At 68.6% G+C, this 19,942-nt stretch carries 20 protein-coding genes; 10 read left to right on the top strand and 10 right to left on the bottom strand.

Annotated elements, in window-relative coordinates; all coding sequences use genetic code 11:
* Position 1: 1 nt before the first annotated feature.
* Both ACFVM3_RS34610 and ACFVM3_RS34605 read right to left on the bottom strand, forming a co-directional pair.
* Positions 2-2,410 carry an ABC transporter permease subunit gene (locus ACFVM3_RS34610; protein ID WP_378444111.1) on the bottom strand — a complete coding sequence of 803 codons (2,409 nt, stop codon included), beginning with the start codon at positions 2,408-2,410 and terminating at the stop codon, positions 2-4.
* A 159-nt stretch (positions 2,411-2,569) separates the two neighbouring features.
* A complete protein-coding gene (locus ACFVM3_RS34605) occupies positions 2,570-4,333 on the bottom strand; it encodes a pectate lyase (RefSeq protein ID WP_378444110.1) in 1,764 nt (587 codons plus the stop codon).
* A gap of 169 nt (positions 4,334-4,502) precedes the next feature.
* Here ACFVM3_RS34605 and ACFVM3_RS34600 point away from each other — a divergent pair, with 169 nt between their 5' ends.
* A complete protein-coding gene (locus tag ACFVM3_RS34600) occupies positions 4,503-5,564 on the top strand; it encodes a polysaccharide lyase family 1 protein (RefSeq protein ID WP_378444109.1) in 1,062 nt (353 codons plus the stop codon).
* A 247-nt stretch (positions 5,565-5,811) separates the two neighbouring features.
* Positions 5,812-6,789 (top strand): hypothetical protein, encoded by a 978-nt coding sequence (locus tag ACFVM3_RS34595; protein WP_378444108.1) that lies wholly within the window; start codon positions 5,812-5,814, stop codon positions 6,787-6,789.
* 65 nt (positions 6,790-6,854) lie between these two features.
* Here ACFVM3_RS34595 and ACFVM3_RS34590 read toward each other — a convergent pair whose 3' ends face one another.
* The gene (locus ACFVM3_RS34590) at positions 6,855-7,676 is read right to left on the bottom strand and encodes a S1 family peptidase (RefSeq protein ID WP_378444107.1); all 822 of its coding nucleotides are present in this window, start codon (positions 7,674-7,676) and stop codon (positions 6,855-6,857) included.
* Between the two features lie 199 nt (positions 7,677-7,875).
* On the opposite strand from ACFVM3_RS34590, the gene ACFVM3_RS34585 reads away from it, so the two are divergent.
* A complete protein-coding gene (locus ACFVM3_RS34585) occupies positions 7,876-8,280 on the top strand; it encodes a ChaB family protein (protein ID WP_378444106.1) in 405 nt (134 codons plus the stop codon).
* A 71-nt stretch (positions 8,281-8,351) separates the two neighbouring features.
* On the opposite strand, the gene ACFVM3_RS34580 is transcribed toward ACFVM3_RS34585, so the two are convergent.
* The 4 genes from ACFVM3_RS34580 to ACFVM3_RS34565 all read right to left on the bottom strand — a co-directional run bounded on the left by ACFVM3_RS34580 (position 8,352) and on the right by ACFVM3_RS34565 (position 10,989).
* The gene (locus tag ACFVM3_RS34580; RefSeq protein WP_378444105.1) at positions 8,352-8,483 is read right to left on the bottom strand and encodes a hypothetical protein; all 132 of its coding nucleotides are present in this window, start codon (positions 8,481-8,483) and stop codon (positions 8,352-8,354) included.
* Positions 8,484-8,572: 89 nt separating this feature from the next.
* A complete protein-coding gene (locus ACFVM3_RS34575) occupies positions 8,573-9,721 on the bottom strand; it encodes a family 43 glycosylhydrolase (RefSeq protein ID WP_378444104.1) in 1,149 nt (382 codons plus the stop codon).
* 166 nt (positions 9,722-9,887) lie between these two features.
* Positions 9,888-10,529, bottom strand: a complete 642-nt coding sequence (locus ACFVM3_RS34570) for an endonuclease/exonuclease/phosphatase family protein (RefSeq protein WP_378444103.1) — start codon at positions 10,527-10,529, stop codon at positions 9,888-9,890.
* A 106-nt stretch (positions 10,530-10,635) separates the two neighbouring features.
* Positions 10,636-10,989: a VOC family protein gene (locus ACFVM3_RS34565; protein WP_378444102.1), complete on the bottom strand. Its 354-nt coding sequence runs from the start codon at positions 10,987-10,989 to the stop codon at positions 10,636-10,638.
* Between the two features lie 93 nt (positions 10,990-11,082).
* Between ACFVM3_RS34565 and ACFVM3_RS34560 the strand changes: the two genes are divergently transcribed.
* Genes ACFVM3_RS34560 through ACFVM3_RS34550 form a run of 3 tightly spaced genes read left to right on the top strand, consistent with a single transcriptional unit; the run spans position 11,083 to position 12,762 of the window.
* Entirely contained in the window at positions 11,083-11,472 is a 390-nt protein-coding gene (locus ACFVM3_RS34560; protein ID WP_378444101.1) for a hypothetical protein, read from the top strand.
* 55 nt (positions 11,473-11,527) lie between these two features.
* Positions 11,528-12,199: a DsbA family protein gene (locus ACFVM3_RS34555; protein WP_378444100.1), complete on the top strand. Its 672-nt coding sequence runs from the start codon at positions 11,528-11,530 to the stop codon at positions 12,197-12,199.
* Entirely contained in the window at positions 12,196-12,762 is a 567-nt protein-coding gene (locus ACFVM3_RS34550; RefSeq protein WP_378444099.1) for a vitamin K epoxide reductase family protein, read from the top strand. Before ACFVM3_RS34555 ends, ACFVM3_RS34550 begins: the two co-directional genes overlap by 4 nt.
* Here the strand turns inward: ACFVM3_RS34550 and ACFVM3_RS34545 are convergent.
* Positions 12,741-13,973, bottom strand: coding sequence for an MFS transporter (locus ACFVM3_RS34545; RefSeq protein ID WP_378444098.1), 1,233 nt, complete (start codon positions 13,971-13,973; stop codon positions 12,741-12,743). The genes ACFVM3_RS34550 and ACFVM3_RS34545 overlap by 22 nt on opposite strands.
* The gene (locus tag ACFVM3_RS34540; RefSeq protein ID WP_378444097.1) at positions 13,970-15,019 is read right to left on the bottom strand and encodes a PLP-dependent cysteine synthase family protein; all 1,050 of its coding nucleotides are present in this window, start codon (positions 15,017-15,019) and stop codon (positions 13,970-13,972) included. Before ACFVM3_RS34540 ends, ACFVM3_RS34545 begins: the two co-directional genes overlap by 4 nt.
* 529 nt (positions 15,020-15,548) lie before the next feature.
* Between ACFVM3_RS34540 and ACFVM3_RS34535 the strand changes: the two genes are divergently transcribed.
* The 4 genes from ACFVM3_RS34535 to ACFVM3_RS34520 all read left to right on the top strand — a co-directional run bounded on the left by ACFVM3_RS34535 (position 15,549) and on the right by ACFVM3_RS34520 (position 19,311).
* The gene (locus ACFVM3_RS34535) at positions 15,549-16,595 is read left to right on the top strand and encodes an NlpC/P60 family protein (RefSeq protein ID WP_378444096.1); all 1,047 of its coding nucleotides are present in this window, start codon (positions 15,549-15,551) and stop codon (positions 16,593-16,595) included.
* 37 nt (positions 16,596-16,632) lie between these two features.
* Positions 16,633-16,995, top strand: a complete 363-nt coding sequence (locus ACFVM3_RS34530) for a BlaI/MecI/CopY family transcriptional regulator (RefSeq protein WP_192744547.1) — start codon at positions 16,633-16,635, stop codon at positions 16,993-16,995.
* Complete coding sequence (locus ACFVM3_RS34525; RefSeq protein WP_378444095.1) at positions 16,992-17,897, top strand: M56 family metallopeptidase; 906 nt, start codon at positions 16,992-16,994, stop codon at positions 17,895-17,897. The genes ACFVM3_RS34530 and ACFVM3_RS34525 overlap by 4 nt, the downstream gene beginning before the upstream one ends.
* A gap of 319 nt (positions 17,898-18,216) precedes the next feature.
* Positions 18,217-19,311 carry a S1 family peptidase gene (locus ACFVM3_RS34520; RefSeq protein WP_378444094.1) on the top strand — a complete coding sequence of 365 codons (1,095 nt, stop codon included), beginning with the start codon at positions 18,217-18,219 and terminating at the stop codon, positions 19,309-19,311.
* Here ACFVM3_RS34520 and ACFVM3_RS34515 read toward each other — a convergent pair.
* Entirely contained in the window at positions 19,284-19,712 is a 429-nt protein-coding gene (locus ACFVM3_RS34515) for a hypothetical protein (RefSeq protein WP_378444093.1), read from the bottom strand. The two genes, ACFVM3_RS34520 and ACFVM3_RS34515, sit on opposite strands and share 28 nt — an antisense overlap.
* Positions 19,713-19,942 lie beyond the last annotated feature (230 nt).

Genomic DNA, 19,942 nt, shown 5'->3' with positions numbered 1-19,942 from the left:
GCTACATGCCGCGCGGGTGCAGGAACTCCTCGGCGACCAGCCCGAGCCAGTCGACGAAGAGCGCCAGTGCGGCGACGATGATGCCGAAGGTCAAGCTCAGGATCGGGCGGTCCAGCCCGATCCCGGCGACAAGCCCTCCGCCGAGACCGCCGCCGCCGATGAACGTCGCCAGCGTCGCGCTCGCGACGGTGAGCACCAGCGCGGTCCGGATCCCGGCGAGGATCACCGGGACGGCCAGCGGCAGTTCGATCCGCCACAGGACGGCTGTCTTGCCCATGCCCATGCCGCGCGCGGCGTCGACGAGGGTCGGGTCGACGTCGTCGAGCCCGACGATCGTGTTGCGCAGCACCGGCAATGTCGCGTAGACGACGAGCGCCGTCACCGCCGTCGCGGTGCCTGTGCCGATCCAGAGCGCGAGCAGCACGACGAGCCCGATCGACGGGATCGCCTGGCCGAGATTGCCCAGCCCCAGGCCGATGGGCCGGGCCCAGCGGGCGCCGGCGCGGGTGAGGAGGATGCCGAGCGGGAGGGCGATGGCGATGGTGCACACCGTCGAGATGAGGGTGAGCCGCAGATGCGCGCCCAGTTCGGTGAAGATCTCGCCGGCGTTGAGAAAACGCTGTTCGATCGAGTCGATCGGTTGCGCGCGCACGATCATGAAGAGCGCCAGTAAGGCGAGGGTCAACAGGACCGGGCGCACCAGCAGCCCGAGCCGGCGCCGACGAGGCCGCGCGGGCACCGTGGAGTCCGGTCCCGGCGCGGGTACCTCCGCTGCGTCCGGGATCGCGGGCGCGGCTGCTTCGTCAGTGGTCCGGAGCGCCGCGACGAGGCTGGGCACGTCGCACACCCCCAGCGGCCGCATAGCGCTGTCCTCGGTGACCACGACCGCGGTGCTGCCGGTCCGCACCATCACGTCCAGGACATCCCGCAGGGTGGCGTCGGGCCGGACCGGAGGCAGGCCCTCCGGTCCGGCCGCCGGCCGGAGCTCCAGGTCACCCACTCGGATCAGCGCGAGCCGCTTCAGGTTCCGTTTCGAGCCGACGAAGCTCGCGACGTAGTCGTCCGCCGGCGCGGCGAGGATCGCCTGGGGCGTGTCGTACTGAGCGATCACCGACCGCGGCCGCAGCACGGCGATCCGGTCACCGACCTTCAGCGCCTCGTCGAAGTCGTGCGTCACGAATACGATCGTCTTGCGCACTTCCCGTTGCAGGCGAAGGAATTCGTCCTGCAGCCGGGCGCGCGTGATCGGGTCGGTGGAGCCGAACGGCTCGTCCATCAGCATGACCGGCGGGTCCGCGGCCATCGCCCGCGCCACACCGACGCGCTGCTGCTGACCGCCGGAAAGCTCACGCGGGTACCGGATGCCGTGCTCGCGGGTCAAGCCGACGACGTCGAGCAACTCGCGCACGCGATCGGCGATGCGTCGTCGAGTCCAGCCGCGCAACCGCGGCACCACGCCGATGTTGGCGTCCACTCGCAGGTGCGGGAAGAGCCCGACCTGCTGGATGACGTAACCGGTGTTGCGCCGGTGTTCGTCGAGGTCGAGCGCCGACACGTCGGTGCCGCCGATCGTGACGACGCCCGCGGTCGGGTCGACGAGCCGGTTGATCATCCGCATGGTCGTCGTCTTGCCGCACCCCGACGGACCGGTCAGCACCACGATCTCCCCCGCGGGGATGCGCATCGTCAGGTTTTCGACCGCCGGTACCGCTCGTCCGGGGTAGAGCTTGCTGACGTCCCGCAGCTCGATCGTCTCACCGCCCATTCCGGCGGTCTCCCCCGTCGTCGCCGGAGCCACCGCTCGGCGGGCGCGGGGACGTCGCCGTGTGGTCAGCTTGCCGACCACCACGAAGGCCAGGTCGAACAGCAGCGCCAGCACCATGATGCCGAGCGTTCCGGTGAGTACCTGGTTCAGCGAGTTGACCGAGCCGAACCGGCCGAGCCCGTCGAAGATCTCGTTGCCGAGGCCGGGACCCTTGACATACGCGCCGATGGCCGCGATACCGATCGTGATCTGCGTCGAGACCCGGATACCGGAAAGGATCACCGGCCAGGCGAGGGGCAGCCGCACGCGAAACAGCAGCCGCGCGCGGCCGAACCCCATACCGCGCGCCGCGTCCACCACGGCCGGGTCGACGCCACGAAGCCCGACGATCGTGTTACGCGTGATCGGCAGAAGTGCGTAGAGGACCAGTGCGCACAGGACATTCGTCAGCCCCAGCCCGAACGGCCCGATCAGGATGCCCAGCAGCGCGATCGACGGGATGGTCAGGAACGCCGCCGTCGTCGTGGTCGCCATCGCGCCCAGCCACCGCCGGTGGTAGGTGAGCAGGCCGATCGTCATTCCGATCAGCACGGCCAGTGCCATCGCCGCCAGGGTGAGATCCACGTGCAGGATCGCGTCGTTCACGACGTCGATCCAGTTCTCCCGGAGGTACTCCGACAGGCTCAGGGCGCCGCTCCTCGACGTCGCAGGACAGAACACGGCCGACCACGCCGGATTCGGCCGGGTCCCAGCCCAGCATGTCCGCGGGGTTCCTGTCCACAGCTCGACGTGAAGAAACCGCGCCTACCTGGCCGCGACCCAGGAGATGAGCTTGCCCATGTTGGCCACATAGGTGCCGGTGCCGATCACCGCCGGCCGCTCCTTCGGCCGGTACGGCGGCTCCTCGGGTGGGGTGAGTGGATCATAGGGCGAGGTGTCGTACAGGTCGCCCACGTGCTTGCTCATGTACGCCTTTCCGGCGTAAGGCGTGGCCGGGGAGGGACCGCGATAAGGGTTGGTGATCGCGTCCGCCGGGGTCAGCCAGTAGTCCTTGCCGCCGAGCCCGTCGGCCAGCGCCGTCGCCTCCGCGTCCGAAACGACCGGCAGCTGTGACGGCGCGCCGAGGAAGAGGTCGGTGAGCTGCGGCTCGCGCGGGGTGAAGTAGCGAGGGAGCGGGACCGAGACGCCGCTGAGCGGCGAGCGCACTTTCAGGTCGGCGACCTGCGCGGGGCTGAGCGCCCGCAGTTGCTCGTAGGTGGCGCGCAGGGCCGCGGTGTCGATCACGCGGCCGCCGGAATAGTGGCTCAGCGTCGCGCGATGGTCGTTGTCGGTGTAGTAGGCGCCGTTGCGGACGTTCGAGCCGAAGCGGTGGACGAACCGCGCCCGGTTGGTCTCCAGATCCACGAAGGTGGGATGGGTTCGCCCGGCCAGCAGCGGGTTCTCGGCCTGCTGCCGCGCGGTGAGCGGGCAACTGTCCAGCCAGGCGATGGCTTCGGGAGCCCGGTCGAGGAACACTCGATCACCGGTGAGCCGGAAGTAGTGGAACAGCTGCTGCACATTGGTCTGGGTGGTGTGCGTGGCCAGGGCGCGGGGTTCGTAGGACCGCGCACCCGCCGGAGCACCCGCCGGCCTGCCGCCCGACTCCCTGGTCAGGTGCTGCAACGCCCATCCCGCCTGCGGGCCCGGCTGCTGCAGACGGCGCAGGCAGTCCATCGCGCGCCGGATCGGCCCGGCAAGGCCTGGCATGTCCAAAGTGGACATGCACATCAGCAGGAACTTGATGTTCTCGCCGAGGACGTCGTCGTTGAAGGTGACGTGCCCGGTGTAGTCACCGTCCTCCATGCCGTGCCGGATGTCGGCGGGCAGCCACGGCGGCAGCACCTCGGGCCACGGCGTGTCTTTCACCGCCCCCGCGAACCGGGGGAAACGCTGCGGCCAGCCGCCGTCGGCGATCCCTCCGCGGATCTGCGCCTTCACCACGAAGCGCAAGGCGCGATCGAGGGCCACGCGGAACCGGTGATCGCCGCGTTCCAGGTAGAGGCGCAGGATGAGCTGCGCGGCGGAGGACGTGCCCGCGTCGTCGAAAGTCGCGTTGCCGTAGTAGTGCTGAAACTCCTCCAGTCGCCAGCCGTTCGCGCCGACGGTGTCGTACCACTTGCGCAGCGCCTTCGTACCCGCGAAATCGTGCACGTAGTTCCAGCCGCCGGCCGGCAACTGGACGGCCGCCAAGGCGAGACCGGTGCGCGAGGCGGCGCGGTAGAAGGACTCGTCACCGGTGGCGTGGTACGCGTCGAGCAGGCTGTGCCCGACCGACGGCGTTCCCGGCGGTTGTACCCAGCACATGGTGGGGCCGGCCGCCATCTCACCCCAGGTCTGGGACCGGTCGGGCAGGTAGCTCCAGACATAGGCGCCGTGATGGGAGAGCTGTTCGTCGAAGAACCCGGCGGCCCGGCGCATGGCCTCCGGAATTCCCGGCACGGCGGCCCGAACGGACTGGTGTCCACCCGCGAGGACGGCTACCGGCACGGCGGTGGCGAGGAACCCGAAGCTGCGGCGCGTAAGGCTCATGATCGCATCTCGATTCACATATCTGAACGACGTCCACACTTGTAAACGCATCGTGATAGCTGGGAGCGCTCCCGTCAAGCCGGATCGTCCACCTGGAGCAATATCGGCGAATCGCGGCGCGGCTGGCCTCACGATTCATCAGTGTGAACCGGGAATCGATGATCAAGGGTTGACGCGACGCCGGTTCATTGGTCTCCTGTTCTCGGCGCTTCGCCATCGGATCCGAATCAATCCTTTTAGGACATTCAGTTTTCATCGACCGCAAGGAGGCGGCGTGATGAATTTGCGTCCTTTTCGATTTCTTTCGATTCTGACTTTGACCGTTGCCACTTCGACGACCGCGGTTGCCACCGGCGTCAATGCGGAACTCTCCGCGCAGGCGGCACCGATCGGCTGGGCGAGTCAGAACGGCGGCACCAACGGTGGCGGCACCACACCGCCGATCACGGTGACCTCGGCGTCCGCGTTGAGCGCGGCGGTCAGCGGAACCGCGGCGGCGGTAGTGCGGGTCTCCGGCACCATTTCCTGCTCCGGCATGCTCAAGGTGGGGTCCAACAAATCCATCCTCGGTAATTCCGGAGCGACGATCGACGGCTGCGGCCTGACCTTGAGCGGCGCCAAGAACGTGGTGATCCGAAATCTGTCCTTCCGGAACTGGGACGACGACGCGATCAACATCGAAAAGGCATCGACCAACGTGGTCGTCGACCACAACACGTTCACCAACGGATACGACGGCGCCGTCGACATCAAGCGCGCTTCGGATTACATCACGGTGTCCTGGAACCGCGTACACGGGCACAACAAGTCCATGCTGCTCGGGCACAGTGACGACAACGGGAGCCAGGATATCGGCAAATTACGGGTGACCTATCACCACAATTACTTCGACGGCTCCGGGACACGGCATCCGCGTGTGCGATTCGCCAATCCGGTGCACGTGTTCAACAACTACTATCGGGATAACGAATACGGTGTCGCGTCCACCTGCAAGGGTGGCGTCCTCGTCGAGAACAACCACTTCGACAACGTCGACGAACCCACCCTGGTCGGCTACGCGGGTTCACCGGCCGGCACCCTGGTGCAGCGCGGGAACCTCTTCACGGGATCCGGTTCACCGCAGGCGAGCGGAACTGTGGCCGGAATTCCGTATTCCTACGGCCTTGAGCCCGCCAGCGCGGTGAAAGGCAGTGTGACCGCCGGCGCGGGAGCGGGCAAGATCCTGCCCTGACCTTCACCGCCCCGGAGCAGGCAAGCTCCGGGGCGGCATTCCGGAGGGTCATCGCCGGTCCGTGCGTACTCGACCGGACGCCGAGCACAGTCAATGTCCGCAACCGCCCGAGCTCGCCCCCTTTTCGCTGAGGCGCAAAGGGTCTGGTCGTCTGCCGCGGCAGTGCGTCACGATCACACACGGAAACGCGAGCGCTTTCCGCGAGTCCCAGTTGAGAACCGGACGTACAACGACTACAAGGGGATGAATGAAGACGCTACTCAAGAAGGCGACGATCACCGCCGCGGCGAGCGTGCTGATGTTCGGCCTCACCACGGTGGGCACCGCCTCCGCTGAGGCCGCGGCCATCACCTGCGACACGAAGTCCAGCGGCAAGGACGGCCCCTTCTACCATGGGGAATCGGCCTCCTACGCCTACGACAAGCGGTTCAGCAAGAGTCACCCTGTCCCCGCGCTGGCGACCAACATCCCCCAGGGCACGGCGACCTGGTCGAACTGGGACGGATCGAACGACCTGATCCTGGTCACCTCGTACGAGTCGGGCCACCGCAGCGCGATCATCATCGGGATCGACGCCAAGACCGGCAAGCAGGTCGGCCAGGCGCTGCTCGCTTACTCGCACGTCGGCGGGATCGCCGTATTCGAGAAGCAGGGCTGGGCCTTCGTGTCGGGCAGGGGCGACACGGTTCGCAAGTACTCGCTGGCGAAGCTGAAGAACGCGATCAAGAAGTCGCTGCCCCTTGAGCAGGAGGGCAAGGCGCAGACCGTCTACGCCTCCTCGTTCCTTACCAGCCACGGCCCGAGCAACACGCTGTGGGCGGGCAAGTTCGAAGACTCCAAGCGCGGACTGATGCATTCGTACACCGTCGGCGCCGACGGCAGGCTGGGCTACCGGCCGGGGTCGTGGGAGGTGCCGACGAAGACGCAGGGCCTCGTCGTCACCAAGGACCTGTTCATCTACAGCACTTCGCACGGCAGGAACAACCGCAGCAACCTCTACGTGGTCCGGCGCGGCGCCGGCGACAAAGACCTGGACACGGCCAAGAAGCACTGCTTCCGCGCGCCGAGCATGTCCGAGGGGTTGACGGTCTACGGCAGCAACGTCTACCTGGCGTTCGAGTCCGGCGCCCACTACTACAGCAAGGCCGCGGACAAGCCGAGGAACATCATCTCGAACCTGCACAAGGCGCCGCTGTCGTCTTTGGAGGCGCTCGCGCCCCGGTGACGCGCGGGCGAACGGGCGAGGACGGTCAAGTCACCGTCCTCGCCCGCCGCCGGACCACAGGAGCGTCAGCGGTGTCCGTGGATGGTGCGATTGATCCAGGCGTAGTAGGCGGGCACGTTGGCGTAGAGGCCGGGTCCGTTGGCGCAAGGCACGTCGTCGTCGCCGGGACCGGAGGTGACGCCGATCAGCTCCCACCGGCCCCACTTCCCGCGCTGGATCTGCGGCCCACCGGAGTCCCCCATGCACGCCATCGCACCGGGCTTGGAGCTGACCGTGCAGAGCCGGGTCGGGTCCGCGTAGCCGGGCGAGCATTCCGACACCGCTCCGCGGCGGGTGTCGAGCTCCTGGAGTCGTTCGGGGAATACCACTTCGGTGAGGTCGGCGGTGTCGACCGTGGTGCCGAAACCCAGCAAGCGGGTCGGCGTGCCGGGGTGACCGGGACGGCCGGCGATGCGGATGGGCTGTTCGGAGACAGGGCGGTCAAGGCGCACCAGAGCGATGTCATTCTTGTTCGGCCGGCCCGGCTGGTAGCCGGGGTGGCGCACCATGCGGTCGATCGTGCGCACGGTACCGCCGGAGGTCCGTCGCTCGCTGCCGATGCGCACCGTCCCCTCCGGCCGCGCCGGGTTGTTCCCCGGATCGACACAGTGCGCCGCGGTCACCACCCACCGCGGATGGATCAGCACGGCCCCGCAGACACCTTTGGCGTTGTTCAGCTCGGGCACGATCTCCGGGATCGAGGCCATGAACTCGTAGCGCTCGGTGGAGTTCTTCCCGTTCACCACCGCGTCGGCGCTGCCGGGGACAGCGATCGCGCAGAAATCTCCCACCAGCGCGACACTGGCGGCACGAATCAGGTGGCTACGCGCGGAACCCGCTCTCGACATGAATTTCCTTCGTTCGGGTGCTTCGGATCGTCGGATACAGCCTCGCGGCCTGCCTCGTCCTGGACCATCGGGCCAGCCCGCTTACTCCTCGTTGTGGCTGCCCTACGCCAAGCGGTAGGGCACGCCCTACCCGCCGGTGGTTTCGATCAGGCCGGGATCGGTTACCCGATGGCGCGAACGGTGAGTAAGGAGGTCCACCATGCCAGGACGGGAAGACCTGCCCAGCACGCTCTTGCGTTCGCCGCGCGAGGCACAGGACACCTGGGTGGCCGCTCATGATTCGGCGCTCGAAACCTACGGGCCCGGCCGCCGTGCCGGCCAGACCGCGTTCGCGGCCGTGAAGCACTCCTTCGAAAAGGTCGGTGATCATTGGGAGCCGAAGGAGCGCCGCGGGCCGTCGGACGAGCAGGCCGCGGGCGGAGCCGGGCAGCCTGCCAAGAGCACCCACGGAGGCGTCGACGCGCGAGCCGGAAAGGAACACCTGTATCAGCGGGCCCGCGAGCTCGGCATTCGCGGGCGTTCACGCATGTCGAAGAGCGAACTGGTCAAGGCGCTCGAGAAGGCCGGCCACCGCGAGACCGCTCGCGCCCGGCAGAGCCGGTAGCGACCGGCACCGAAGTCGTCGCGGGGAGAGACCGGCTCGTCGTAGGAGCCGGCCTCTCCCCTTGTGGAGACTCACTCCCGGCCGAGCACGATCGTGGGCTCCAGCTCGAGTGCCGTTTCCTCCAGGGCGTCGTTCTCGCCGCGTGGTTCAGGTACGGTCACCCGTTCGGCCGTTGACTCGGGATCTTCGTAGGCGTGTGTCATGGTTCTCAACTCCGTTGGTGTCGCATCCGGCTGGTGGAGACCGGCACGAGCCGATTACCCGGTGATCCGGAGATCAATCATCCGGCGGGTCACCACCGCACGCTGAATTCGGCCACCGCCCCACTGCCGGTTTTCGCCAACCGCGCGATCCGGCTCCGCCGTTCCGGCGAAGGATCCTCATGCGGAAGCGAGCTCGCGTCGGTGATGTAGTTCCACGAAGCCCACCACGAGCCATCGGGCGCCTGGAACGCGTTGAACGCACCAGGCCCCCGCTTGTTGCCCGGCAGGTTCTTCTTGCGGTACTTGTCCGGCAGACCGGGCCGGAAACGCGGCTCGCCGTCCGGATCCGGCTGATAGGAGAAGTACGCGCGCTGCTCGGCCATCGGGGTGCACCGGTTGTCGGTCAGCGCGGCTCCGCAGTAGGCGACGCCGGTCGCGTAGCGGTTCGCGTACCAGTTGTTCCCCGAGTAGAAGAGGTACCAGTCACCGTCGATGCGGACGGCGTTGGGATTCTCGATCGTGAGGACGTCGTCGGGCGGACTGTTGTGGTGCGTCCACTCGAGATTCGCGTTGTCGATGAGCTTCTTCGCGTCGGCTTCGGCTATCCGCCGCACGTGGCGGGGCCGGTCGAAGTCCAGTTTCGCCGCCCCCAGCGCGGTGACGCGGTCCTGCGTCCACGCGCCGTTGCGCAGGGTCAGCCAGACCTCGCCCTGTCCCCTGCTCACGTCGGCGTCGATCGCCCACCCGCGATCCGGGCAGAACAGCGGATCGGCGTTGGCGACGAAGCCTCCCGTGGCCCGCAACGACGTCGCGTAACCGATGCAGTGCTTCGCCTGGCCGGCGGGCTCCGGGCCGGGAAGCGCCGCGCTGTAGAAGACGTAGTAGACGACGCGGCCGTCCTCCTGATGCGCGAACAAGGCCGGTGTCCACAGTGGAGAGTCAGGTCTCGCCCAATAACCCGCGGGGAACGTGACGCCGTCCCAAGCGTCGCCGTCGACGGCGCCTCGGCGCTGGAACGATCCGCCACTGAACTCGACCTTGGTGTACGGCAGCTTCTTGCCGGGGATGCTCGCCCCGACCGCGACATAGGTGTTCGTCTCCGGTATCCGCATCAGATCCGCCGCTGGGAACCGGAAGTCCAGTGACTCGTCGCGCGGCCCGGTCTCGGCCGTCGCGGCGGTCTCGGCCGCCAGCAGGCCGACACCGCATACGAGGGCGATCAGGACTCGTCGCATCATCGGGTCACCGTCACCCGAACGCGCACCGGACGGTGGTCACTTCCGTAGCCGCCGAGGGCGTCCACCGCGGACCCTGTCGAGTCCTTCTTCGCCCACACGTGGTCGATGGACCTGGTGCCATGGCTCGGAGCGCTGTAGGAATCGGCCACTCGCCGCAGCCCTGTCATCAGTCGGAACCCGGCTCGGCGTTGAAGTCACCCATGACAACGGGCTCTGCCGCGCGCGAGGAGAACCAGTCCGCGGTGGCGCGGACCTGCAGGTTGTGCAGTTCACGGTTGAGGGCGAACCGCTGCGCGGACGGGGTCAGGTGCACGACCCCCACGACCCACTCGAAGCCAGCGCCTCCCACCCGTACCCAGTTGACGTACTTCGGCGGCACCCAGCAACCACAGTCACCGGGCTCCGCGGGGCCGGTACCGGGCGTGGACGGGTCCACTTTGGACGCGGGCGAGATCTCGTGCGCGCCGTGGCCGGTGACGGAGACGTTGCCGCGCACGAGGATGGCGTTGTGCTTGACAGCGCGGCGGTCCGACTCGTAGATGGCGACGTACCCCGTCGCGGCGGCGGCCTCCTTCACCACCTCCTCGCGGTCGGCGACCTCCTGCAGCCCGATGACGGCGGGGCGTTCGGCCTCGATGAGCCGGACGAGGTCGGCCTTGAGCCCGCCCGCGTCGCCCACGTTGTAGGTGACGACCTTGATCGTGCGTTCGGTCGCCACCTCGGCGGCCTCCGCGCCGGGCACCGCGACGAGCGCGGCGAACGGCACCAGCAGTGCCAGCGCGAGGGTCTTGCGCCTCGAATGCTTCATGGGATTCCCTCCAGTGTCGATGACGGAGGGAATCGGACCATCGGCGGCCCGCCACGGGCAACGCTCCGCGCGATCCCGTCATTTCCCGGAAAGAACTTGCCGCGGCCTACTCCGGCGAAGGGTTCTCCCAGACGAAGGTGACCTTGTTGCCCGCCGGATCCGCGATCTCCGTCAGCTTGACGAAGCCGAAGTCCTGGATCTGGCCGCATTCCACACCGCGCCCCGCGAGGTCGCCGACGGTCTCGTCGATGTCCTCGACGACGAGGACGACGGTGCTCCTACCCGCGGCTTCCGGGTCGTGGGCGACCTGGAGCCCGGCGTTCCCGGTGATCTGCCATTCCGCGACGCCTTCCATGGGTTCGATGTCGGGTCGCCGCCCGATCCACTGCTCGTACCAGGCGACGGCAGCGCCATGGTCGGAGACCGGCAGGACCGCATAGACATCCTTGAACCTCGGCAAGGGGGCGTCCTTCCACTCGGGGTCGCCGACCACTGTAGGCCGGTTTGTCCGAGTTCGCCCCGGCTTTACAAGGTCACCTTTACCCTGCACCGCGTGACCGGCAGACGGACTGTGAGGACGACAGCGCGGCTTTTCGCCGTGCTGGCCGTGCTCACCGCTGTCGCCCTCTTGCAGGGTGCCCTGTGCAGTGACGGTGCGGCGGCGGCAGGCTCGCCCTGCGCTCCCCTGTTCGCCGCCGAAGTCACCCACACCACGGGTCCGGCCGGCGAATGTGAGCCGTCGGCCCGGCTGAGCCCGGCGGAACAGCCCATTCCGGACCATCACCTCGACGACGTCGCGGGGATCGGCCTGGCATTGCTGGCCGCGCTCGTCCTGCTCGTCCGGCATCATCGCCCCGGCGGGACGGGAGTACCGCCGTCGTCCCCGGCAAGGCGTCCGACGACCGCTCCACCGCTCGTCCAGCTCTGCGTTTCCCGTACCTGATCCGGCATGCCCATGCCGCTTTCAGTTGCCGGAACCGAGCCAAGGACACAACAGAATGACCAAGAACACCAAGGTTTCCCTGACCGTCGTGGCCGTCGTCGTCGCGGTCGTGGCCGCGTTGCTCGTCGTCACCAAACTGGGTGACGACTCCCCGAGCGGGCAGGCGATCGACGCGCCCCCGGTGGTACCCGCGTCGATCCTCGTCCGGCCGGACAGCCACCGGCTCTCCGATCCGGCGGGCAGCAAGGTGACCGTCGTGGAGTTCCTCGACCTCGAATGCGAGGCGTGTGGCGCCGCGTTTCCCGGCGTCGAACGCCTCCGCGCCGAGTACGGCGACCGGGTCACCTTCGTGCTGCGCTACTTCCCCATCCCGAGCCATCAGAACGCCGAACTCGCCGCGCGGGCCGTGGAGGCGGCGGGGAAACAGGGCAAGCTCGAACCGATGTACCGCCTGATGTTCGAGAAGCAGCCGGAGTGGGGCGACCAGCAGGTCTCCCACCGCGAGACCTTCCTCGGGTTCGCCCGCGAACTGGCCCTCGACCTGCCGGCCTTCGAAACCGCGCTCGACGACCCGGTCACGCTCGGCCGGGTGCTCGCCGACCGCACCGATGGCGCGAACATCGGCGTCGAGGGCACGCCGACGTTCTTCGTCAACGGCGTCAGGTTCTCGGGGTCACCGTCCTATCAGGGCCTGAAGGCCGTCATCGACCGGGAACTCGCGAAATGACGCCGTTCGCCATCCGGGTGACGCCGTGGGTGCTGCTGGCCGGCGGCGCGATCGGGCTCTTGGCGTCCTTCGTGCTCACCGTGGAGAAGATCGCGCTGCTCAAGGACTTCTCCTACATCCCGACGTGCAGTGTCAACCCCGTGCTCAGCTGCGGGTCGATCATGAAGACGCCGCAGGCCGAGCTGTTCGGGTTCCCCAATCCGTTGCTGGGGATCGCCGGGTTCGGCGTGGTCGTGACGACCGGGGTCGCGTTGCTCGGTGGCGCGAAGCTCCCCCGCTGGTATTGGCTGGGCCTGCAAACGGGCGCCGCGCTCGGTGTCGTCTTCGTGCACTGGCTGATGGTGCAGAGCCTGTACGTCATCGGCGCGCTGTGCCCGTACTGCATGGTCGTCTGGGCGGTCACCATCGCCGTCTTCTGGTACACGACCCTGCACAACCTCCACAAAGGACCGGAGGTGAAGGCGGCGATCCGGTACCACAGCGTGGTCCTCGTGGTCTGGTACGCCGCCATCACCGCCGCGGTCCTGCAGGCCTTCTGGAGTTACTGGACGACGCTCGTCTGAAGGCGGCTCCGGTCGAGAGCGCGCAATCCCCAGGCACAGAGGGCGCCGATCACCGTCAGGGCCAGCCACGGGAATTCCGGGAAGCCCGCCCGGCGCGCGAGGTCGAAGACGGTGCCGGTGAAGAGGTTGCCGAGGAGGATGCCCACACCGACGATCGTGTTGTAGAAGCCGTAGTGCGTGGCGACCAGCCGGTCACCCGAAAGCCGCACGACGGTGTCCATTTCGAACGGGAAGACGACGACCGTGCCGACGGCCAGCAACGCGGCGGACAGCAGCAGTCCGGCGCCGGCCGCGGCCGGTCCCGCCCTGGCGACCGTCAGCGGCGCGACGAAGGCCACGGCCATGAACACCATCCCCACGGCCAGGCAGGTGCCGGGCGGCCACCGGTCCTTGAACCAGGCCGTGATCCTGAGCTGCCCGGCGATCGCGAGACCACCCGAGATCACGAACAACCCGGCGATGAGCACGGTCGCCGACGTCTCCGAGCCGGTGATCCGGCGGGCCTCCATCGGAAGGGCGAGGTAGGTCTGGAAGGACAACACGTACGAGCCGATCATGACCAGCGCGAAGAGCAGGAAAGACCGGTTCGCCGCGACGATCCGCCAATCCGACCAGATCGACGAGGTGGCCCCTTCGCTTTCATGTGCGGGTAGCGCCCGTATCTGCACCACGGTCAGGACCCCGAAGACCGCGGCGGCGACCAGGCAGGTCAGCCGGAAGTCGACGGCCGTCAGCGCCAGCCCGACCACCGGCCCGGCGAGGATCCCGCCCTGGTAGAACACGTTGAACACCGAAAAGGCCTCCAACCGCCGCTCCCCCGCGTCCGCCGCCAGATAGGCGCGGACCGCCGGGTTGAACAGCGCCCCGGCGAACCCGGTGGCCGCGGACGCGACGATCAGTGACGGCAGCGACGACGTCACGCTCAACAGCGCGAATCCCGCCGTCCGCAGCACACAGCCGGCGACGATGAGCGGTTTGTAGCCGAACCGGTCGGCCAGCGTGCCACCGACCAGGAACATGCCCTGCTGCGAGAAATTGCGGATCCCCAGCACCAGGCCGACCGCCCAGCCCGCCAGCCCCAGCGGCCCCGAAAGGTAGCCGGCGAGATACGGCATCAGCATGTAGAAGCCGACGTTGATGGTGAACTGGTTGACCATCAACACCTTGCTTGGCCGGTCGAAGGAGCGGAACCGCCCGGCGAACCCGATCACAGCGCGGGGTCCACGACCGTGCGGCACCGGGTCCAGCGCTGCACCACGCGCTCACCGGGATGCGTGATGACGTCCGGTTCCCGTGCCGGGACGACGTCGAGCAGACCGTGTCCCGCGCAGTACTCGTCGTTGTAGACGGTGTCGAAGTAACGCTGGGGGCCGTCCGGGAAGATCGCCGCGATCCGGACGTCCGGGTCGCGCGTGCGCGCCAGCCAGGCGGCCACGAGGGCGACCGCGCCGACGCTCCAGCCGCCTGTCGCGTACTGGGCGGCGGCCAGACGGCGGCAGGTCCACACCGCTTCGGCGGGCGCGACCCAGTGCACCTCCTCGAACGCGTCGTAGTCGACGTTGCGCGGATGGATGCTCGACCCGAGCCCGCGCATCAGCCGCGCGGTGGCGGGCTGCCCGAAGATCGTCGACCCGACGGTGTCCACGCCAACCATGCGCAGCTGCGGGAAGTACCGCCGCAGCGCGCGGAAGGTCCCGGCCGAATGCCCGCCGGTGCCGACCGAGCACACCAGCACGTCGATCCGGCCCAGTTGCGCGGCCAGTTCGTCGGCCAAACTGGTGTACGCGGCCACGTTGTCCGGGTTGTGGTACTGGTCAGGGCACCAAGAGCCGGGCTGCTCCTCCAGCACCCGCTGGACCCTGTCCCGGCGCGCCTGCTGCCATCCGCCCACCGGATGCGGCTCGGTGACGAGGTCGACGCGGGTGCCGTGCGCGGTGAGCATCCGCCGGACGATGGGCTCCATCCCGGGATCGGTGACCAGGGTGACCGGATGCCCGTGGACGATCCCCGCCAGCGCGAGCCCGAGCCCGAGCGTCCCGCTGGTCGATTCGACGATCGTCGCGCCGTCGGCGAGGTCGCCGCGGGCCTTGGCCGCTCCCACCATGTGCAGCGCGGGGCGGTCTTTCATGCCACCGGGGTTGAAGCCCTCCAGTTTGGCCCAGAAACCCCGGCCGGAGCCGGTGAGTTGTTCGTCGATCCAGAGCACGGGCGTGTTGCCGACGGCGAGCGCCGTGTGCCTTGGCAGGACTGCGTTCATGGGATTTCGTCTTTCCGTGCTTCGTGGGTGGACAGGACCGGGACGGCACAGGACCGGTCAGGTCCGCGAAACGCACAGCTCGACGAGTATCCTGGCACCCCTGCGATCGACCGGTAGCAGACGAGTATTCCCTTGCACCACAGGCGAAATACCGGACGCCGATCGGGACGGAAGATCCGGGACAGGCAGGGATTCCTCACCTCGGACCACGACGACGGCGAGCGGGCGGGCGTGGACGTGTCCCTCACGTGGCGGGCACGACGATTCATGGGAATCCGACGCGACTGCGAGGGCGTCGCCGTGCCCGTCCAGGCAGCCACCAGCCCCGGAACCGGCCACGACCAGCAACAGCAAGGCCGCGACGAGCCGACGAAGAGTAGCCGGGAAGACACTCACGGTTTCCACCGTAGCAAAGACTCCCACGCGCCCTAGTACTAGCCGTCTTAGTAGGACTTCACCGGGCACTCACATCCGGCCCCGTACTACTAAGCGCGATAGTTGACCCTGTGCGACAGGAGATTCGGCACCCGTGACCCCACACCGGCGCTCAGTGCGGCACCCCCTCGCCGCCACCGCCGCCCTCATGATCCTCGGCTTCGGCACGTTCCCCGCGAGCGCGCAACCGGCGCCGGACGGCCAGGATCCGATGCGGCGCTACCAGGAACTCGGCGCCCAGGCGGCCAAGGCCGACGAGGATCTGCAGGAATCCCAGGACCGGCTGAAGACCCGCGAGAGCGAACGCGACCAGGCCGCGGCCGCCGTCGGCCGGGCCGACGGCGATCTCACACAGGCGCGGTCGGCGATCGATCGCTTCCGGCCGCAGGTCGAGGCGATCGCGCGGTCCGCGATGAGCGGCGAGCGGCTCGGCAACGCCGTCCTGCTGCTCGACAGCGGCAGCAGGCAGGAGTTCCTCGACCGCTCCTCCGCGCTGTCGGTCCTGGCCGAAGAGAAGGCCAAGGCGTTGAACGGCCTGCGCGACGCGCTCGCGAAGGCACAGACCGCGCGCACGACGGCGGAGGACGCGCGGGAAATGGCCCAGCTCGCCGCCAACGACGCCACCGTGGCGCTGGACCAGGTCCGCACCCGCAAGGCGGACCTCGACGATCAGATCGCCAAGGTGCGGCAGGCGCTCGGCCGGCTACCGGCCGCCGACAAGGCGAAACTCGGCAAGGTCCAGGACAAGGGCTCTTACCTCGGCCCTCCCGGCGCCGCGAACGACGCGCTGCAGGCGGCACTGTCCAAACGGGGCTCGCAGTACGAATGGGGCGCCACCGGGCCGAGCGAGTTCGACTGCTCGGGACTGACGTCGTGGGCATACAAGCAGGCGGGGATCTCACTTCCGCGCACCAGCCGCCAGCAGTACACCGTGGGGAAGCCCGTCCCCTTGGACGCGCTCGTCCCCGGCGATCTCGTCTTCTACGACGACGGCACCGGCGACCCGGGGGCCATCCACCACGTCGGCATGTACGTCGGCGGCGACAAGATGGTCGACGCGCCCACCGAGGGCCAGCTGGTCGACGTCCGTTCGGTCAAGGGCGACGGGCATCTGATGGGCGCGCGGCGCATCGTCGGCTGAGCGGGAGCGGCACAGTATCCTTCCCGGCGGAGGTGTCATGCAACGGCTGGGCGAGCTCGAAGCGTCGGTGATGGACGTGCTCTGGGACGCGGCGGAACCCTTGCGGGTGCGCCAGGTCCTCGAGGCGATCAACCGGGACCGCGACCTCGCCTACACCACGGTGATGACCGTGCTCGACAATCTGCACCGCAAGGAATGGGTCGAGCGCGAAATGGAGAATCGCGCGTACCGCTATCGCGCCGTGGCGACCCGTGAGGAGGCCACCGCGCAGAGCCTGCGGGAAATCCTCGACGCCTCGGACGACCGGGAGTCGGTACTGCTGCATTTCGCGCGTTCGGTCACCGAAGAGGAGTCGGACATCCTGCGGCGGGCCCTGCGACGGAAGCCCGGAAAGCGATGATCCTGGCGGCGGTGCTCCTGTTCGGCGTGGTGGTGATCGGCTGGTGCGCACCCCGGCTGCTCGGCAGGCTGACCGCCGGCCGGATCAGCCCCGGCACGGCGCTGGCGTGGTGGCTGCTGACCGCGCTCGGGGTCCTCGTCGGCACGCTCGGCGCCGTCCTGCTCCTCGTCCTGCCGGACCACGGGCCGGCCGGGGCCATCACCCGGATCCTCCACGAGTGCTGGGCGGCCGTCGGCCACAGCGGTCTTCCCGGTCTCGATCCGCTCGCCGGCACTTTCGCGGGCACCGCCGTCGCGATCGCGACGGCGCGGCTCGCCGTGTCCACCGCCCGGCGCCGGAAACGCAGCACGCTGCTGCACCGGCGCCATCTCGACGTGCTCCGGTTGTCCGGCGCCCGGCCGGGGCCGACGCTGTGGCTGCCCGACGACCGTCCGATCGCCTACAGCCTCGGCGGCCGCGACGGCCTGATCGTGGCGAGCCACGGCCTCGCGGGCAGGCTCTCGCCCAGCGAACTCGACGCGGTACTGGCCCACGAACGCGCCCATCTGCGCGGCAGGCACCACCTTCTGACCGGATGCGCCGAAACCCTCGGCCGCGTACTGCGGTTCGTCCCGCTCATGCGCGAACTCCCCGGCGCGGTCCGGCTACTCGTCGAACTGGCCGCGGACGGAGCGGCCGCGACCGGGCACGGACCGGAGACCGTGCGTTCGGCACTGCTGTCGATCCACGCGGCAGGCGGCGACACCGCGCTCCGCCTGCGCTGGCTGGCCCGGCACGCGAGCGGGCCGGCGCGATTCCCGGAACGCGTGCGCGCGGTCGCGGGCGGAGCGCTGGCGTTGTTCGCCGCGCCCGTGCTCACCGTCGGCCTGATGTTCACGGCGGGCCTCGTTTCCTGCTGGTGAAAGAAACGTGTTCGTCACCGATGCGGGCGAACGGGTTCAGCGCGGACACCATCAGGTGATCCGCCGTTTTCGGCGGGGAACCCCTATTTCCCGAACGGGCGTAGGAACGTCGCTGAGCGTCGTTCTCCGGTCGGCGGATCGGGGACGGCAAATCGCGCAATCCCCACTCACACGAGTGAGGAGCCACTATTCCATTGAGCCGTAAAGGCGAATTCCCAGGGCTACTCAAATGGCGGCATTCGACCGGTGTCCGCCTGTCGTAACGTCGATCAAGGAGCGCTTCTCCCGCAACGAATTCCGTTAACCCCTGGAGGTTTTCGTGATCCGACGTCCTCTGCGCACCTTGACCGTCCTGATCGGCGCCGCCGCAGCCGTCACCGCTTTCGCGGGACCGGTTTCCGCCGTGACATCGGTGCTGAACGAAGCGGCGAGCACGGCCACGGTGGCCGCCGCCCAGCAGGAACTCGGCACCTCACTCGGCGCCGCGTTCGCCGGGTCCTGGCTGGACGCCACGACCGGCGAACTGGTCGTCGGCACCACCGACGCGAGCCGGTCTTCGCGAATCCGCGCCGCGGGCGCGATCCCGAAGGTCCTGCGGCACAGTGCCGCCGAACTGAAGCAGATCCAGTCCACATTGGACAACAGAACGGCCGGACCGCCCCGCTCGGTCGCCGGCTGGTACGTGGACGTGCCTTCGAACGACGTCGTGGTCAGTGTCGTCGGCGGCGACCCAGCCGGCTTGGCGTGGGCCACCTCCGCCGGTGTCCCGGTCCGGGTGGAACACGTGAAGAGCGCGCCGCGGCCGTTGTGGAGCGTGGTCGGCGGGCAAGGCCTGTACTTCAGCGGCGGTGCCTGTTCCGTCGGGTTCAACGCCTACGACGACGATGACCATTACGTGATCACCGCGGGCCACTGCACCGAACTCGGCGGCACCGTGCGCGGCACCGGGGGCACGATCGGGAAGGTCGCGAGGTCTTCCTTCCCCGGCAACGACTACGGGACGGTCAAGGTGACACACTCCGACGTCTCGACACCGCCCAGGGTCGACCGGTACGAGGACGGGTCGGACGTGCGGATCGAGGGTGCCGACGTGGTCGGTGTCGGCGGCCGGGTCTGCCGGTCCGGGATCACCACCCACTGGCACTGCGGGCGGGTCGAAGCGCTGGACCAGACGGTGAACTACGGCGACGGGAACATCGTGCGGGGCCTCACCCAGACCGACGCCTGCGCCGAACCCGGCGACTCCGGCGGCTCGTTCGTCAGCCGCCCTTCGTCGGGCTCCGGCACGAAACTCGTGCAGGCACAGGGTATGACCTCGGGCGGTTCCGGTGACTGCGACGAAGGCGGCACCACGTTCTTCCAGCCCGTCAAGGAGGTGCTCGACCGCTACGATCTGAGGCTCGAAAAGGACTGATCTCCCGCGCCGAGGGGCGGCCGGCCCACCGGCCGCCCCTTGATCAGGACGGCGAGTTCACCCGCCTCGACCGCCAGGGTCTCGATCTCGGCCCAGCGGCGGCGGACCCGCTCGTGATCGGGCACCAGCGTGCCGGAAACCATGCCGAGGAACAGGTTCGCGTCCGTGCCGACCTCCGCCAGCCGCAGGAAGGGACGGCGGTCTTCCTCCGTTCCCGCCCCGTACTCCGCGGCCCATTCACGGGCTCGCATCCCGGCGTCGTGGCAGGCGTCGACGAGGAGGGTCCGGATCTCCTCCGGCCGGCTACCCGTGCTCGCGGGAGGTTTCCCCATCAGCGGGAAGATGTTCCAGGCCACCGACAGCAAGCAGTCGGCCACTTCGTCCATCGACTCCACGTCCACCGGGCGAGTGTTCCGGCCCGTGCGTCCTGCCAGGCGCAATGACGCGCGGGACGGGCAGGGTCGACCCGATCGGGTGGGACCGCGCCTCACGCGCGTGGCTCGGTACATGAAGGCCCCCTTCCTGTACCTAGGCGCAAGGAAGGGGTCCTTCATGTACTCGGTGTCCTGCTGGGTGCGATGCCTGGCCGAGGGGTTGCGAAAGCCACTTTCGCAACGTTGAAGGTTGCGAA

Source organism: Amycolatopsis sp. NPDC057786 (genome assembly GCF_042797905.1).
GTDB lineage: Bacteria > Actinomycetota > Actinomycetes > Mycobacteriales > Pseudonocardiaceae > Amycolatopsis.
The sequence above is the reverse complement of the archived record's forward strand: the minus strand, read 5'-3'. Positions and strand labels throughout refer to the sequence as shown.

Coding starts and splice junctions, on each gene's coding strand:
- ACFVM3_RS34605 (WP_378444110.1), bottom strand. CDS start 4,333: ATGAGCCTTACGCGCCGCAGCTTCGGGTTCCTCGCCACCGCCGTGCCG.
- ACFVM3_RS34595 (WP_378444108.1), top strand. CDS start 5,812: ATGAAGACGCTACTCAAGAAGGCGACGATCACCGCCGCGGCGAGCGTG.
- ACFVM3_RS34590 (WP_378444107.1), bottom strand. CDS start 7,676: ATGTCGAGAGCGGGTTCCGCGCGTAGCCACCTGATTCGTGCCGCCAGT.
- ACFVM3_RS34585 (WP_378444106.1), top strand. CDS start 7,876: ATGCCAGGACGGGAAGACCTGCCCAGCACGCTCTTGCGTTCGCCGCGC.
- ACFVM3_RS34580 (WP_378444105.1), bottom strand. CDS start 8,483: ATGACACACGCCTACGAAGATCCCGAGTCAACGGCCGAACGGGTGACC.
- ACFVM3_RS34575 (WP_378444104.1), bottom strand. CDS start 9,721: ATGATGCGACGAGTCCTGATCGCCCTCGTATGCGGTGTCGGCCTGCTG.
- ACFVM3_RS34570 (WP_378444103.1), bottom strand. CDS start 10,529: ATGAAGCATTCGAGGCGCAAGACCCTCGCGCTGGCACTGCTGGTGCCG.
- ACFVM3_RS34555 (WP_378444100.1), top strand. CDS start 11,528: ATGACCAAGAACACCAAGGTTTCCCTGACCGTCGTGGCCGTCGTCGTC.
- ACFVM3_RS34550 (WP_378444099.1), top strand. CDS start 12,196: ATGACGCCGTTCGCCATCCGGGTGACGCCGTGGGTGCTGCTGGCCGGC.
- ACFVM3_RS34540 (WP_378444097.1), bottom strand. CDS start 15,019: ATGAACGCAGTCCTGCCAAGGCACACGGCGCTCGCCGTCGGCAACACG.
- ACFVM3_RS34530 (WP_192744547.1), top strand. CDS start 16,633: ATGCAACGGCTGGGCGAGCTCGAAGCGTCGGTGATGGACGTGCTCTGG.
- ACFVM3_RS34525 (WP_378444095.1), top strand. CDS start 16,992: ATGATCCTGGCGGCGGTGCTCCTGTTCGGCGTGGTGGTGATCGGCTGG.